The organism is Cytobacillus depressus, assembly GCF_008923245.1.
Lineage (GTDB): Bacteria > Bacillota > Bacilli > Bacillales > Cytobacillaceae > Cytobacillus > Cytobacillus depressus.
Genome location: NZ_WBOS01000004.1, coordinates 225,307 through 241,387 on the forward strand (window position 1 = coordinate 225,307; position 16,081 = coordinate 241,387).

13 protein-coding genes are annotated in these 16,081 nt (G+C 38.2%); 8 read left to right on the forward strand and 5 right to left on the reverse strand.

The features are described from left to right. The first annotated feature begins 62 nt into the window (after positions 1-62). The gene (locus tag F7731_RS11835) at positions 63-2,102 is read left to right on the forward strand and encodes a sigma-54 interaction domain-containing protein (RefSeq protein WP_151534987.1); all 2,040 of its coding nucleotides are present in this window, start codon (positions 63-65) and stop codon (positions 2,100-2,102) included. 153 nt (positions 2,103-2,255) lie between these two features. Beyond that, a complete protein-coding gene (locus F7731_RS11840) occupies positions 2,256-3,494 on the forward strand; it encodes an MFS transporter (protein WP_151534988.1) in 1,239 nt (412 codons plus the stop codon). 199 nt (positions 3,495-3,693) lie between these two features. Here the strand turns inward: F7731_RS11840 and F7731_RS11845 are convergent, their stop codons facing one another. Further along, positions 3,694-4,410, reverse strand: coding sequence for an ion transporter (locus F7731_RS11845; RefSeq protein WP_151534989.1), 717 nt, complete (start codon positions 4,408-4,410; stop codon positions 3,694-3,696). Between the two features lie 283 nt (positions 4,411-4,693). On the opposite strand from F7731_RS11845, the gene F7731_RS11850 reads away from it, so the two are divergent. Beyond that, entirely contained in the window at positions 4,694-5,842 is a 1,149-nt protein-coding gene (locus F7731_RS11850) for a M14 family zinc carboxypeptidase (protein WP_246197194.1), read from the forward strand. A 96-nt stretch (positions 5,843-5,938) separates the two neighbouring features. Here the strand turns inward: F7731_RS11850 and F7731_RS11855 are convergent, their stop codons facing one another. The 4 genes from F7731_RS11855 to F7731_RS11870 all read right to left on the reverse strand — a co-directional run bounded on the left by F7731_RS11855 (position 5,939) and on the right by F7731_RS11870 (position 10,566). Beyond that, positions 5,939-7,024, reverse strand: a complete 1,086-nt coding sequence (locus F7731_RS11855; protein WP_151534990.1) for a YkvI family membrane protein — start codon at positions 7,022-7,024, stop codon at positions 5,939-5,941. 603 nt (positions 7,025-7,627) lie between these two features. Then, complete coding sequence (locus tag F7731_RS11860) at positions 7,628-8,512, reverse strand: LysR family transcriptional regulator (RefSeq protein ID WP_151534991.1); 885 nt, start codon at positions 8,510-8,512, stop codon at positions 7,628-7,630. 91 nt (positions 8,513-8,603) lie between these two features. After that, complete coding sequence (cuyB, locus tag F7731_RS11865) at positions 8,604-9,308, reverse strand: cysteate racemase (protein WP_151534992.1); 705 nt, start codon at positions 9,306-9,308, stop codon at positions 8,604-8,606. Between the two features lie 334 nt (positions 9,309-9,642). Continuing rightward, positions 9,643-10,566: a carbon-nitrogen hydrolase family protein gene (locus F7731_RS11870; protein ID WP_151534993.1), complete on the reverse strand. Its 924-nt coding sequence runs from the start codon at positions 10,564-10,566 to the stop codon at positions 9,643-9,645. Positions 10,567-10,668: 102 nt separating this feature from the next. Between F7731_RS11870 and F7731_RS11875 the strand changes: the two genes are divergently transcribed. The 5 genes from F7731_RS11875 (at position 10,669) to F7731_RS27290 (ending at position 16,072) form a co-directional block, all read left to right on the forward strand. Then, positions 10,669-11,547 carry a LysR family transcriptional regulator gene (locus F7731_RS11875; protein WP_151534994.1) on the forward strand — a complete coding sequence of 293 codons (879 nt, stop codon included), beginning with the start codon at positions 10,669-10,671 and terminating at the stop codon, positions 11,545-11,547. 290 nt (positions 11,548-11,837) lie between these two features. Continuing rightward, complete coding sequence (gene aspA, locus F7731_RS11880) at positions 11,838-13,283, forward strand: aspartate ammonia-lyase (protein ID WP_151534995.1); 1,446 nt, start codon at positions 11,838-11,840, stop codon at positions 13,281-13,283. 108 nt (positions 13,284-13,391) lie between these two features. Continuing rightward, positions 13,392-14,693: an NAD-dependent malic enzyme gene (locus F7731_RS11885; RefSeq protein WP_151534996.1), complete on the forward strand. Its 1,302-nt coding sequence runs from the start codon at positions 13,392-13,394 to the stop codon at positions 14,691-14,693. Between the two features lie 75 nt (positions 14,694-14,768). Then, positions 14,769-15,317, forward strand: coding sequence for a hypothetical protein (locus tag F7731_RS11890; protein WP_151534997.1), 549 nt, complete (start codon positions 14,769-14,771; stop codon positions 15,315-15,317). A gap of 485 nt (positions 15,318-15,802) precedes the next feature. Further along, entirely contained in the window at positions 15,803-16,072 is a 270-nt protein-coding gene (locus tag F7731_RS27290) for a DUF559 domain-containing protein (protein WP_151535166.1), read from the forward strand. Positions 16,073-16,081: the final 9 nt, after the last annotated feature.

Below are 16,081 nucleotides of genomic sequence, written 5' to 3' on the forward strand. Positions count from 1 at the left end.
TTCTTTTTGGGTCATTTTGGTAGAATGAAAGAACCAAAATCGCACAAAAGGAGGGTGTTACTATCAAACAATCACTTACCTTAATTGCAGGCAGCAGGCAGACAAAACAAGTTTTGTATGAACAGCTGCAACAGTTATTGGGAGATTACGTCCAAATTGAGATTTACTCTACTGATGAAGGGCTACCAACGCAACTGACCGATGATTTCTTTTTGTTCTCATCAGAGGTGACAAGGCTAGAAGCGCATGAGGCATGTGAGATTAATGGCAAAGAAATGATGGTTGGAAAACGGACAATCCATCACCGATTCATCGGCCAGCTGTTAAAAATACCCGTTAATTCTGATGTTCTTATTGTCAATGATGATGATACTGCAACGATTGAAGTGATCGAATCGCTTTATCAGCTAGGTATTGATCATTTACGGTTCATCCCATATAAGAAGGACCAAATTTATTATGAAAATATCGATATCGCCATCTCTCCCGGGGAAACCCATCTTTGTCCGCCTTCTATAAATAAAGTCATTGATATTGGAGTTCGACTGTTTGATATGGCAACAATTTTAAAAGTAGTAGAATACTTTTGTTTAGGCGAAAAAATCTCGTCACTGATTTCAGAAAGATATATTCGTAACATCATTGATTTACAACGGGAGTTATCATTCGCGGAACAAAATGCAAAACAAATGAAGCAGCATATTCAAAACGTGGTCAACACTGTCGATGATGGCATTATTGCGATAAATAAACAGCATCGAGTAACCGTTTTTAATCGGCGTTTAGGGGCCTTGTTTCATCTTCCTGTTAATGACGCCATTAATAGGCAATTGGAGGAAGTGATCGTCCAACAAGATCTTATCGACTTTATCTTAAATGGTAATGAAGAAAGTAAATTTTTTACGATTTATGGTGTTGATCTTGTTATTTTCCGTCATCAAATGGAAACGGAAGATACAATCGTGGCGACTTTTAAAAGTATTCGCCAAGCGTTTGAAGTTGAAAAAATGGCGCAAAGGGAATTGAAAAATAAAGGATTTTACGCAAAATACGACTTTAATGACATCGTTGGGGACCACCCACTCCTCAAAGAAACGAAACAAATTGCCAAAAAGCTGGCCCTCTCCGAGCATCCGATTTTAATTCAAGGGGAAACAGGGACGGGAAAAGAATTATTTGCCCACTCGATCCATCTTCATTCAATGCGGAAAAATGGACCATTTATCGCCATCAATTGTAGTGCTTTAACCGAAAATTTACTTGAAAGCGAATTGTTTGGCTACGAGGAAGGGGCTTTTACTGGTGCGCAAAAAGGCGGAAAAAAGGGGTTATTCGAATTAGCGGATAATGGAACGATTTTTTTGGATGAAATTGGCGATATTAGTCTCACCGTTCAATCCCATTTATTACGGGTCCTTCAGGAGAAAGAATTGCGGCGCATCGGCGGAAGAAAAGTCATTCCAATAAATGTACGGGTCATCGCAGCCACAAATAAGGACATTCAACAAAAATCGGAAGAAGGCTCATTTCGTTCGGATTTGTTTTACCGCTTGAACGTTCTTACGCTTTCTGTTCCACCGCTTCGAGATCGAAAAACGGATATACCGTTATTGGTGAAACATTTTATTACGAAAAGCGGAAAATGGGTCAAGGTTGAAGAGAATCTCCCAGAACAGCTGCAAAATCACGAATGGTTAGGGAATATTCGTGAATTAAAAAGCACGATTGACTACATGCTCACCATCTGTGATGGAAATAAGATTGAACAGAAAGACATCCCTTACAACCGCTTTCAAAAAAATAGGAAGCAAGAGATTGTAACGAGCTATCCAATTCCCAACAATTTATTAGATATGGATGAATATAAATTTATCCTCGAAACGATTAAACAGTGTAATGATAATGGGAAGCCGGCAAGTCGACAGCATATTTCAATGGTTAGCGAGGAAACCGGTTCTTTTTTATCCCCGCAGCAAGTTCGCAGAAGATTGGATTACCTCGAATCCAAAGGCTTCATTACGAAAGGCCGGGGAAGATCTGGCACAAAAATTACCATGATTGGGGTAGAGTATTTACATCAGCTTGAATTACATGCAACATAACAACAGCCTGTAAATTTTAAAACTGCGCCTTTAGGTGTCCTTCATTTATTAATCCGACACGAGACCCTCAGTACAAATCCATTGAGGGTCAGGCATTTTTCTCCGCAAAAAAATCATATACATAGCAGTAAACGTTAACAGGGGTAGAAACCATTGGACGTACAAAAAAGTGGATTTAGATGGATTGTATTTGCGTCTGTTCTGTTTACCTATGTCATGATGTCGAGCCAGCGAACCGCCCCGGGATTAATTACCGACCAAGTGATGTTGGATTTTCAAGTAACAGCTACAACGATTGGGTTGCTGACAAGTATCCAATTTTTTGTGTACACTGGACTGCAAATTCCGATGGGGATATTGGCTGATCGTTTTGGGCCTAATTTTTTTCTAATAATGGGTGCCTTTTTGACAGGTTTAGGTACAATCATTTATAGTCTTGGCACGCATGCATTTGTCTTGTTTTTTGCTAGAATTTTGACTGGATTAGGGGATGCGACCATTTGGGTTAATATCGTATTAATTTTGAGTCAGTGGTTTAATGCGAAGGAATTTACCCGATTAATTGGTGTGGCAGCCATGACAGGTAGCCTAGGGTTCCTGTTAGCGACCGTCCCATTCTCCGCATTGATTGTCTTTCTTGGTTGGAGGGGAGCATTCTTTTCAGCGGGGCTGCTTTTATGTTTATGTAGTATCCTTCTATACTTTGTACTTGTAAGAAAACCTAGACAAATCCTTCCTAACGCATTGGAAGTTGTTAAAAAGGAAATACAGCGTGAAAAAACGTTGGTTTTGCTGCGAAGACTTTCGTCTAATCGGCAAGCATGGGCTCTATTTTTTTGTCATTTTGGGATTGTCGGAACGTATGTTGGATTTATCAGTTCGTGGGGAGTGCCTTACGGAATGAATATGTACGGAATGACACGTTCGGATGCAAGTCAGCTTATGATGATTGGTCTGATCGGGGCGCTTATTGGCGCTCCTTTTGGCAGCTGGATTTCTAGCCGGTTAGGAACTATTAAACGGCCATATATGGTTGTTCACATGATACTCTTATTGAGCTGGTCGGCCCTTCTGTTATTTCGTGGACATCCGCCAATTTCCTTATTACCGATGCTTTTTCTTATTATTGGCCTTGCCTATGGAGCAAATGCCTTAACTTTTGCTGCCGTTCGTCAATCTTTCCCTATTCATGAATATGGCATTGTCTCTGGATTTGCGAACACAGGTGGTTTCTTAAGTGCTGTATTTCTGCCAAGTATTTTTGGGAAAGTGCTTGATCATTTTCAGGCTGTTTCGGGCAGTGTAATGGATGGCTACTATTATGGATTCATTATTCCAGTTGTCTTCTCCGTGATTGGGTTGGTTGGAGTGAGTTTAATTAGGGAAAAGTGATGAATATAATTAGTGCCTGACCTCCAGTGTAGTATTACTTTCATACGCTGGGGGTCAGGCACTTTTTTACACGTTAGGTAAGTATAAATTGTCAGCGCAGAAGTGCATTCGACGTAGTAGCCAATTTTAGGAACTAAGTATAAGTGCAACTACACTTCTGTCTTCGCCTTTGCAAGGCTCGCCAATCGGCGAGTTTTCTTTAAGTATTATTGTGCTTATCCTTCATTTTTTGAAGTTTTTCAATCATGTAGTTATAGTCAATTTCATCAATATTTGGGTAAGCATCAATCGTTTGTTTTATATCCTTAAGCTCTTTGGGAAGTCGGTCATCTTTATTATCTGTAAAAATGGAGGCAACTGTTCCTGTTATTAAACCGATGATACCTATTCCCGTTAGCATCAGAACGCTCGCAATGATTCTGCCCACCGTTGTTTCTGGGGAGAGGTCCCCATATCCGACTGTTGTCATTGTAACTATTGCCCACCAAAGTGCATCGCTATATGAATCAAAACTCGGTTCAATGAACCTCATAGGCAAAGCAATAAGAAAAAGAATGGACATGACTGAAACAACAAAAGTGTCAATTTTGTATTTTTTCAGTAGCTGATCAAGGAAGGCTGTGCGTCTGTTCATAATCATTAACAGGCGGAGTATCCTGAAAATCCGAACAAACCGTGCAGTTCGGAAAAATTGATCTAATGGCAGAATGGCAATAAAGTCTAAAGGGTGGCTCTTAAAATACTCCCATTTATTATCACTTTTAAAAAGCCGAATCATGTAATCCAGAATAAAGATTCCCCAAATAAACCAGTCGAAAATCTCCCCTTCCTTTGAAGGGAGATCAAGGACAAGGGAAAGTATAACTAATGCAGCTAGGCAAAGCTCATATATGATGCCAAAGTAAATTCTTTTCATCTAATCCCTACTTTTTTAAACTACTTTTGCCATTTTAACATAGGGAATCTATTACTAGAGACTCATTTTAAAGTTAATACAGGGATTATTTAACTTCATGCGCTGGGGCTAGGAGCCTTTTGTTAACGCGATGAACTTTTCTTCCTGCTTACCACTCAATAAAACAGACAAAATACCTACCTTTGATTAGTTAGAATAATCCAAAATCATCATTTTATTTAAATATTCCTTCAATTATACTAGTGATGTATTTGAAAATAATGATAATTTGGGAGGTTATGTGTTGAAAAGATTGATGTCTTTTGTCGTAGTAATGTTCTTTGTGTCAGCTCTGCTTTCATCTCAAGCTAATGCAGCTGACACCATTCCTGGTGGTCCATCGACAAATGGAAACACGAGCATGGATAGTATGATTACATATGATGACATGATTAAAGAACTGAAGAAAATCGAACATGCGAGTAATGGGAAAGTAGAAGTATTTACGTTAGATGAATACGGAAAGAGTGAGCAAAACCGAAGCTTCTACGTAGCTAAAGTGGGTACAGGCCCAATTAAAATTTGGGTCCAAGCTCAAATTCACGGAGATGAAAAATTAACAACGGATGCCGTATTAGAATTATTGAAAACTTTTGGTAGTAATGGATCTAAAGATATTGAGAAGATCTTAAAAGAAACAACTATTTATGCTATCCCAATGTATAATCCGGATGGAAGCATCATGAACACACGAACAACTCTGCTTCATGATGAAAAAGGACAACCTAGAGTAGACAACAGAGGCCGTGCCATGACGATTGATTTAAATCGTGATTGGGCAGAAAACGGGTTTCAAGCAAAAGAATCACTTGTCTTCTACAAATACTGGGCAGATTTGAAACCAGATTTCGCTGTGGATCTTCACCATCAAGGATTTAAAACAGTTTACGGAACAAATGAATCCACATCCATGTCGCTTGGCGTATCATTAGCACCAAATGGACCGACTTTACCAAGTATTAAAAACGGCTTATACAATGACTTAACTCGCCAAATGCATGTCTATGTTTACGATGCATTAAAAGATTACGGCTATATGCATATTGATCGTTACCAAACTGGTAGTGGTGATAAGAGATACGAGATTGACATCAAAGGTGGAGTTGTTTCTGCTATGATGTTGGGCCTAAACTACAACAATATCAATCCAACAAATCACAGCAACCCAGCCATCTTCTTTGAAACGAAAGGAAACACAAGAGATGGAAATCTAGGACAAAAATCAAACGGGCATTTAATCAAGCAAAATTATCTTGGATTAAAAGCCTTACTTTACGGCTTAGCCACAGGTGAAGTTGAAAAGGTTAATCCAAACCGTTGGGATGAAGAGATTCCTGTTTATCCGCTAGCTGGTTATCAAACAGATACTGGGATTATTCCAGTAAGTTATTAAAAATATTAGTGGTGCCAAATCCCCAGTGCGTTAAAACATTGGGGATTTGGCACCTTTTTTTCGACTACACTAGCGAAGAGGCTTATATTTATTTTTTTAAAATGACGAAACTTTCTTTTCAATTTGCTGATTTCCTAACTTTCGTTTTCCACGCACCCAATAAATAATAACTGCTGCTATTAAGGCGAAGCCTAGATAACCAGTAATCGGATATAATGTTCCAACAAGCTTAGTAAATCCTACAAAGCTTGCTGCAAATCCAATAAATCCAAGGGCTGTAACTAATCCATTAAATTTCATCGTGCCAGGCTTCATCACGCGTACTGCAAATCCATAAAGCACACCTACCGCCGTATTGAAAATCATCGCTAAAAGAACGATGGACATGAAAATTCCAACAATAGGTGAAATTTCATTTGCCAAGTAAAGCATTGGAATATCTAAGCCGCCAATATCGTCTAATCTTGTGTACATCCCAACATTAATTAGAATAAGCATAAGACCCAAACCAATTCCGCCCAGAATCCCACCCATTCCAGCAATCTTTAAGTTTTTGGTTGTTCCACCCATTACTGCAAGGATCGGAATTGCACAAGTGATGTTAAATGAAACATACAATATACCCGAAAGGAACCAGTTAGAGGCAGCAGACTTTTGCCCTTGAGCTAAGTTATTAAGCTCCGCAAAACTAGTATCCATTGTGAATAGAGCATAAGCAGCTATAATCAAAACTAATACGATTAATGCTGGTGTTATACCCCCAATAATAGTAAGTACTTTTTCCACATTAAAGAAGCACGTTGCAATCGTCAGCAACACCATAATTAAGCTTCCAATCGCGCTTGGAATTCCAAATTGCTGTTCAAATGTTGAACCAGCACCCGCAAACATAATCACTGCCACACCAAATAAGAAGAAAGTAATGATAAAGTCTACTACAATTCCTAAGTATTTCCCACAAATACTATATACGACATTTTTATGGGAATCTGTTTGAAGACGGCTACCAATTTGAACAATATTCATTCCTAAAAATGCAAATAATAAGGTTGCCAAGATTGCCCCAATAAATCCTAACCATCCAAAACTAGTAAAAAACTGCAAAACTTCCTGACCAGAAGCAAAACCGGCTCCGACTACCGTCCCGATATATGCACCTGCCATTTGAATGCTTTTTTTCATAAATACCTCCAATTAGATTGAATTTTTCGGTAATTATTTTGATTAAGAGGGAAAAGGAAATACTCTCCTATTAAGCTTGAGTTAACGTTTTTTCAGTAACTGTAAATTGTTGAATTGTTAAGCGGTTTGGTACATACCCAATTTTGGGCTTGTCCGGTACGGTAATAAATTATTTTGCTACCTTTTGCTGTACCATTGAAAGCTTGCAATATTCTGACCTTTAAATTGAAATTTTTATCCGCTCACCTCCTTAACGTATGAACTCTGTTATTTTTAGTAGATCCCTTGCATCAGAACTTTCTTATCATTAGCAAACTGCTGTTTGTATGCTACTATCTTGCTTGTATTTACTTTGACCTACAATCCATCGCGGACATCTCAAGCGATATCATGAATTGAAACCCCTTTCATTTTTTTGCTCTTTAATAAAGTCCATTCTGTTTCCCATTAAAACGTTTAAATTAAATCCTTATAGTTGTTAATTATAAATTCTTTTTAACAAGTTGAGTTATAGAAGAAAGCTATTTCTGAATAGAAGATATCTATAGACTTAACAATTTAACAACCTATCAACTCTAGAACAAAAACAAACCGATTGAAAAATCAATCGGTTTGTTTTTGTTTACATATTTTATCTCTTAGGAAGTCTATAAAAACAGATTTGGGTCTCCCTTTTAAATAGATAAAATCAATACTAATATTAATTTTCACTGGAGGCGCCATTTCCACTTGGACCAATTCGCCGTTTTCTAATTCTTTTCTGACACAATGTTCAGGCAAGAAACTAATGCCCATCCCTTGTATCACTAAATTTTTCGCCGTTTCCATATTATCTACTTCTAAAGATATAGTCGGGTTTACATTATTACTTGAAAATAGCCGATGAATCATGAGCCAATCCATTGACCCATAATCAAAAAAGATAAGGGGTTGTTTACTCACATGTTCTATTGTTACTTTTTCTTCTTTTAAAAAAGTATGATTGCGGGAAACAAAAAGACCAATAGGGTCATTATAAAGACGAACTGATTCTACTTGAGGGTGTGTTTCTGTTCGTACGATCCCAAAGTCAACTTGTTTATTAATAACCTTCTGTAAAATGTCTTGCGAATGACCCGTTACAATTTTTATTCTAACATCCTTAAATTCAGATTTGAAACCGGGTAAAATTTCAGGAAGTATATTATTAGATATTGATAAGGCACTTCCAATTACCAAATCATATGGGATTGCCACTTGTTGTAACCCATACTTGGCTTCTTGATAAGATTGTAGGATTTTTTGTGCATGCGGGAAAAAATATTCTCCTTTTTCAGTTAAGGAAATCTTATTGCCGTTTCGATGAAAAAGCTTTATGTTAACTTCATGTTCTAGTGATTGAATACGTGCTGTTACAGAAGGTTGGGTTAAATAAAGAGCTTCAGCTGCTTTATTGAAACTACCAAGTTGGCAAACATAGATAAAAGCTTCAATTTTTTCAATATTCATGTCTAATGCTCCTAGCTCTTTATTATAATTTACACGCACATCGTATGTATTATAAAAAGGCGGCATACTACCGCATTCTCCGCTTTCAAATTTACACTTCTATTATTTCTTTATCTTTTTCATTAGCTATTTTAATCACTATTTTGGCTAAAATTTCTGTTGGATCAATGATGCAAATGTTTTCGGATGATTTCAATACAAGGGGAACCTCAGTGCAACCTGCTATAATAGCCTCGGCACCGTTTTCTTTTAATTGATTAGCAACCATCGAAAGATGTAAAAATCCAGCTTCCAAATTTCCACCTTTGATGGCAGATATCCCCTCCATCACTTTTTCTTGCAATTCTTTATCAGGCTCAATAACATCAATCCTATAATTCCGGCAACTGTTTTGGTATAGTTTCGACTTAATCGTCCCATCTGTAGCTAACAAACCTACTTTTTTAATATTGTTTTCTTGTACAAAACGAGTCGTTTCCAAAGGCATATGCAAGATTGGGATACTAACAGATTTTTCAGCTGCTTCATAGAAAAAATGGGCGGTATTACATGCAATAACAAGAAGCTCCGCACCTGCATTTTGAAGTCGCTGCGCTGATTGTACGATGTATGGAGTTGGATCTATTCCCTTACCCAAAATAGCGGTTGTCCGATCCGGTATTTGAGAATAGTTATCGGCAATGATATGGATATGATCTTGATCCTTCATTGCAGGTGTATAAGAAATAATTTTATTCATTAAATCAACGGTTGCCAAAGGGCCCATTCCACCAATAATCCCAACAACTTTTTGCATTTTGTTCACCACTTTTGATAATATTTTGAAAGCCAAGCCTTAATAAAATTTCCAGTATTTCTGTAAATGTATTTTGAATGATTTCCTTCATTATAGATTTCTTTTGAAGAGATGAATTATAGAAAGAATCTATACAACCATAGAAACTATGTATTGATAAGTAGTGCATAAGGGGATGTTGGTTAAGAAGAAATTTAGGTTTGCAAGGAGATGAAAAAGAAAGTTTTTGCTGAAGAATAAAATAGAAAGTGCCTGTCATCTATGTACATTAAGCACTGATTACGATGGCTGGCACACTTTTAAAAAATAAATATATTAATAGCTACTAGGCGATCTATTGCTTTTCTTCATTAACGATTAATTGAAACACATCTTTTCGTGCGTAATGTCCTACTACATCAAAATCAAAATGACCACGTGTAATGTCGTCTAAATCAAGAGTCGCAAATAGTATTTCTTCCTTTCCAAATACAGGCTCTACTAAGAATTTTCCAAGTGGATTTACTATACAACTGCCACCACGCGTCATTTCAAAAGGCATTTTTTGCATTTCCTCTGTTTCTAGTAAATCCTCTTCATACAAGTCCTTTGTAGAATATTGATTGCAAGATAAAACAAAACAACGTCCTTCAATTGCTATATGCTGCATAGAAGCAAACCAAGTATCACGCGCATCAGCAGTTGGTGCAATATAAATCTGAATCCCCTTTTCATACATAGCAGCACGTGCTAGAGGCATATAGTTTTCCCAACAAATTAGAGATCCAATTTTGCCAAAAGGTGTATCAAAAACAGGGAGCGTACTGCCATCCCCTTCACCCCAAATGAGACGTTCACTGCCTGTTGGTTTCAGTTTTCTATGTTTGCCCAGCAATTTACCGTCTGGACCAAAGAAAATCGTTGTGCAAAAGAGTGTGCCGCCACTTGTTTCTTGATCGCGCTCAATGACACCAATAACCGTATAAGCACTTGCTTTTTTCACAGCAGCACCTAATTGATCTGTTTCGGGTCCAGGTACTGTTATGGCATTTTTGGCATAACGTAAAAAGTCATTTCGACCATGATCCGAACGATTCCCAACCACTGTCCCAAAGCTCATTCCACGTGGATATGCTGGAATAAAAGCTTCTGGAAAAACGATAAGATTGGCTCCTTGTTCCCCGGCCTCTTCAATTAACTTAATTGCTTTGTCGATACATCTTTCTTTATTCATTACGATTGAACCCGCCTGAACAACAGCAACTTTACATATTGACATTTTTATCCCTCCTGTTTCCAAAAGTATAAGAGGATGCTTTTATAATGTACAATATATAATAATCATATTTAATATGCCAAAAGGGCATAATGGGGGAATTCCATGAATTTACGTGACTTCGAGGTATTTAAAACCATTGCGGAATGTGGAAGTTTTTCAAAAGCAAGTGAGAAGCTATTTATCGCACAACCATCCCTATCAAAAACCATTCAAAAGTTAGAGAAAAAGCTTGGTGTAACACTTTTTGATCGTTCTAATCGAATTTTTCGTTTAACCGATGAAGGGCAGCTTGTCTATAAAAGGGCAATTACAGTGCTTCAACATATGAAGGAGTTAAAAATAGAACTTGAGGATACAAATGAACATATACAAGGACACTTAAAAGTCGGGGTACCGCAAATTCTTGGGACCTTTTTCTTTCCAAAAGTGGCGAAAGCTTTTACGAGTAAGTATAAAGGGGTTACACTTGAAATTTTTGAAGAAGGAGGTCTGAAAGTAGAAAAACTCGTTGAAAAGGGTGAAGTCGATGTTGCCTTTGTTGTCATACCTACACAGAGCAAGGAACTAGAAGAACAGTTCATCTTTGAAGCGCCTTTTGTTGCCTGTTTACCAAAAAGCCACGCTTTAAAAAATGAACAGCAGATTGCACTTGCACAACTGCAACAGGATGACTGGATTTTGTTTGATGCTTCATTTGCATTAAGCCAAGTGGTTCTTGAAAGTTGTCGTAAAGAGAAATTTGTGCCGAATATTGCATATAGAACAACACAATGGGATTTCTTATTGGCATTAGTTCGTGACGAACTAGGCGTTACTATTATTCCAAGTCCATTAACCGAAACCTACTCACAAAACCTTTGTGTTAAACAAATCAGCAGCCAAAACATCTCTTGGAAAATTGGGATTGTCGTGAAAAAAAATCGTTATAAGACACGGGCTTTGAAGGCTTTTTTGCAAATAGTGTCAGATGTATACAAATAAGATGTGAAATGAAAAAATATCATAGCTGCTTTTAAAAGGGAGACTCAAATCTGTTTTTATTGACTTCCTAAAAGATAAAATATGTAAACAAACCGATTGATTGATCAATCGGTTTGTTTTTGTTCTAGAGTGAATAGGTTTGCTAAATTCATAGATATCTTCTATTCAGAAATAGCTTTCTTCTATAACTAAACTCGTTAAAAGGAATTTATAATTTCAATATATACAACTTCCCTTAAGCAATCTTAAAGTAGCGTAAATCAAAATAGTATATACAGAAGGAGAAAAGTATGACAGCAAACACAGAGGTAAATATAGAACAAAACATTCGAATAGAAAAAGATTTCTTAGGAGAAAAAGCAATTCCAATTACGGCCTATTACGGGATTCAAACGTTACGTGCGGTTGAGAATTTCCCAATAACGGGTTATCGCGTTCATGAAGAACTTATTAGAGCACTAGCGATGGTAAAAAAAGCAGCGGCTCTTGCCAATATGGATGTAAAACGTCTATATGAAGAGCTTGGCAATGTCATTGTCCAAGCTGCAGATGAAATCATTGATGGCGAAGGACACGATCAGTTCATTGTTGATCCGATCCAAGGTGGAGCAGGCACATCGATGAACATGAATGTGAACGAAGTTATTGCTAACCGTGCGCTTGAATTGCTTGGACATGAAAAAGGTTCATATGTTCATTTAAGTCCAAACAGTCATGTGAACATGTCACAATCAACAAATGATGTGTTTCCAACTGCCATTCATATTGCGACACTTAACATGTTAGAGAAATTATTAATTACAATGCAATATATGCAGGAAGTGTTTCGGGAAAAAGCTCAACAGTTCGACCACGTCATTAAAATGGGGCGTACTCATCTACAAGATGCCGTTCCAATTCGTCTTGGGCAAGAGTTCGAAGCATACAGCAGGGTTCTTGAACGCGATATCAAACGTATCAGACAATCAGGCCAGCATTTATGTGAGGTGAACATGGGGGCAACAGCGGTTGGAACAGGTTTAAATGCAGACCCACGTTACATTGAAAGTGTGGTTAGACATCTAGGGCAAATCAGTGACTTACCACTTATAGGAGCAGAACATCTTGTCGATGCAACTCAAAATACGGATGCCTATACAGAAGTCTCCGCTGCATTAAAAGTTTGCATGATGAATATGTCTAAAATCGCAAACGATTTGCGTCTAATGGCATCGGGGCCTCGTGCAGGGTTAGCGGAAATTACATTACCGGCTCGTCAGCCTGGCTCATCCATCATGCCTGGGAAAGTTAACCCAGTCATGCCTGAGATGATTAATCAAGTTGCCTTCCAGGTAATTGGCAATGACCATACTATATGCCTGGCCTCTGAAGCAGGCCAGCTTGAATTAAACGTTATGGAACCTGTACTTGTCTTTAACTTGCTTCAATCCATTAGTATTATGAATAACGCATTTCGAGCATTTACAGATTATTGTCTCTTAGGCATTGAAGCAAACGAAGAGCGTTTAAAAGAATTTGTAGAAAAAAGTGTAGGTATTATTACGGCGGTTAATCCTCATATTGGATATGAAATAGCGTCTCGGATTGCACGGGAGGCTACTTTAAAAGGAAAATCGGTACGCGAGTTATGTCTGCAATATAATGTGTTAACAGATGAAGAACTTGATCTTATTTTAAATCCTTATGAAATGACAAACCCTGGAATTTCAGGGGTTGCTCTATTTGACAGAGAATAAATAAGTTTTTGTAAGTGAGATGTTTAATAATTTTTAGAAAGTTATGGGTAGAGGGGGTTTTCCTCTTCTAATTCTACTAAATTTAATAATATTTGGAGGCAGTCTATCGTGATTCACAAAAACATCATTCGTACTTTCATGATCGAAATTCCCTCTACTCCAGGAAATCTTGGAAAAGTGGCAACAGTAATAGGTCTTGCGGGAGGAGATATAGGTGAAATCGAGACAATACAGGTGGGTCCTAATTATACAACGCGTAATATTACTGTCCAAGTCGAGCATGAAGAACAACTATCGGATTTGTTAGAGGCCATTCACAAATTAGAAGGCAGATTCCGAATCCACACTGTCTCTGATGAAGTCCTTCGTTCACACGAAGGCGGAAAAATTCACATGAAAAGCAAAAGGCCTATTGAATCTTTAGCTGACTTGAGACGAGTGTATACACCAGGAGTGGCAGACGTTTGTCGTGTAATAGAGGCTGAACCGGAAAAAGCAAGAATTTATACCAGTATTGGCAATACAGTGGCTATTATCACTGACGGAACTGCGATACTCGGTCTTGGAGACATTGGGCCAGTTGCGGGCATGCCGGTAATGGAGGGGAAAGCAGCCCTCTTCGACAAATTAGCTGGTATCAATGGAGTTCCTATTCTTTTGGATACGAAAGATCCTGAAGAAATCGTACAAACAGTAAAAAATATTTCCTTAGGGTTTAGCGGAATCCTTTTGGAGGATATCGCTTCCTCACATTGCTTTGAAGTAGAAGAACGCCTGAAGAAGGAGCTAGACATTCCAGTAATGCACGACGATCAGCATGGAACAGCAGTAGTAACCCTGGCTGCAGCCATTTCTGCCTGCAAAAGTGCTGGAGTTGACCTGAGAAAAGCACGGGTGGGGCAAATTGGTCTAGGGTCGGCAGGATTGGCTATCTGTCGGATGCTGATGGCTTATGGAGTAAAGAGTGTTATTGGGGCGGACAAGTCCCCAGAGGCAAAGACACGTTTGGAGAATTATGGTGGTCATTCTGTTAATAGCATCGAAGAACTTATGGAATGTAGTGACATTGTCATCGCCACTACTGGTGTTCCAGGACTTATCAAAAAGGAATGGGTGCGCCAAGGTCAAGTAATTCTGGCTTTGTCAAATCCAAAACCAGAGATTGAACCTAAAGACGCCCTGCAGGCAGGGGCTGCTTATGCTGCGGATGGACGCTCTGTAAATAATATCCTGGGGTTTCCTGGAATATTCAGAGGGGTATTGAATGCGGGATTTACCCAGATTACTCATCCGATGCTAGTCGCCGCAGCCGAAGCTATCGCCGCCTGCACGAAATCAGGAGATTTGGTACCTCATCCACTAGATCCAAACGTCCATGAAATGGTGGCTAAAGCTGTGGAGTGTACTTGAAAGGAAGTTCCTAGTGCTGTGATGATTGCAAGGTGCTCTTCCTTGCATGCTGCAGCATTCGAATGATTAGATAAGGTGCCAGACCCCCGCCACGGTAATGCTTTAAAACACCAGGGGACAGACACCATATTTAATTCCACATCCATGTCGCTTGGCGTATCATTAGCACCAAATGGACCGACTTTACCAAGTATTAAAAACGGCTTATACAATGACCTAACTCGCCAGATGCATGTCTATGTGTACGATGCATTAAAAGATTACGGCTATATGCATATTGATCGTTACCAAACTGGTAGTGGTGATAAGAGATACGAGATTGACATAAAAGGCGGAGTTGTTTCTGCGATGATGCTGGGCTTAAACTACGACAATATCAATCCAACTAATCACAGCAACCCAGCCATCTTCTTTGAAACGAAAGGAAATAGAAGAGATGGGAACCTAGGACAAAAATCAAACGGGCATTTAATCAAACAAAATTATCTTGGATTAAAAGCCTTATTTTACGGCTTAACGACAGGTGAAGTAGAAAATGTTGTTCCAGACCGTTGGGAAGAGATTCTTGTTTACCCGCTAGCTGGGTATCAAACGGATTCTGGGATTATTCCGGTAAGTTATTAAAAATATTATTGGTGCCTGACCTCATGGTGCAAAATACTTTATTTCGCTGAGGGCTGCCTTTTGTTGTTAGTGTATAAAGCTTAGAGATAAAATCTCTAAGCATTTATCGCATTATAAGCTTAAAAAATATTAAAGCCGTTAAAATGAAACATATTAGATCTATGTCAAAAGACTCGTTTATTTTACCCTTTTGATTGAACGAGTATGTCTTATTTTTATGGGTAGTAACAAACATCCAAGCAAGAATTAAATGACAAAAAAAGACTAACAATAAACCATTAATGTAGCTGCAAGTAGGGCTAAAAATCAAATGAGGCTTTATCATTCAGTCGAACTAGATGAATTGAAAAAGAGTTGTTACCGATACCAGTTATTAAGCTATTGTAAAAATCCAGCAAGGGTAAATGAAATTGTAGAGAACTTATCAGAAAAATGCGAATCTCAATTTGAGATTGAAGTATTACGTATGTTCTTAGCGAAAGGATATAGTTCAACCTCAAGTTAAATTAGGAAATTATCTTATTAATTTAGTTTTTGAAGGTATCAGAGACCGACTTGCTGTTGAATGCGATGGTGAGAGATGGCACGGTCCTGAAAAATGGGAAGAGGATATGCAACGCCAATATGATTTAGAACGAGCAGGATGGAAGTTTTGGAGAGTTAGAGGTAGAGAGTTTTTTTACAATAAAACTAAATCACTCGAAAGTTTATGGAGTAAATTAGAGGAAATGGGTATAGAGAAGGTTGCTAACTGAGATGATTAT

What these genes read in the sequence shown, in the direction of transcription:
- F7731_RS11845 (WP_151534989.1), bottom strand. Translation starts at nt 4,410, where the DNA reads ATGAAAAGAATTTACTTTGGCATCATATATGAGCTTTGCCTAGCTGCA.
- F7731_RS11855 (WP_151534990.1), bottom strand. Translation starts at nt 7,024, where the DNA reads ATGAAAAAAAGCATTCAAATGGCAGGTGCATATATCGGGACGGTAGTC.
- F7731_RS11860 (WP_151534991.1), bottom strand. Translation starts at nt 8,512, where the DNA reads ATGAATATTGAAAAAATTGAAGCTTTTATCTATGTTTGCCAACTTGGT.
- cuyB (WP_151534992.1), bottom strand. Translation starts at nt 9,308, where the DNA reads ATGCAAAAAGTTGTTGGGATTATTGGTGGAATGGGCCCTTTGGCAACC.
- F7731_RS11870 (WP_151534993.1), bottom strand. Translation starts at nt 10,566, where the DNA reads ATGTCAATATGTAAAGTTGCTGTTGTTCAGGCGGGTTCAATCGTAATG.
- F7731_RS11875 (WP_151534994.1), top strand. Translation starts at nt 10,669, where the DNA reads ATGAATTTACGTGACTTCGAGGTATTTAAAACCATTGCGGAATGTGGA.
- aspA (WP_151534995.1), top strand. Translation starts at nt 11,838, where the DNA reads ATGACAGCAAACACAGAGGTAAATATAGAACAAAACATTCGAATAGAA.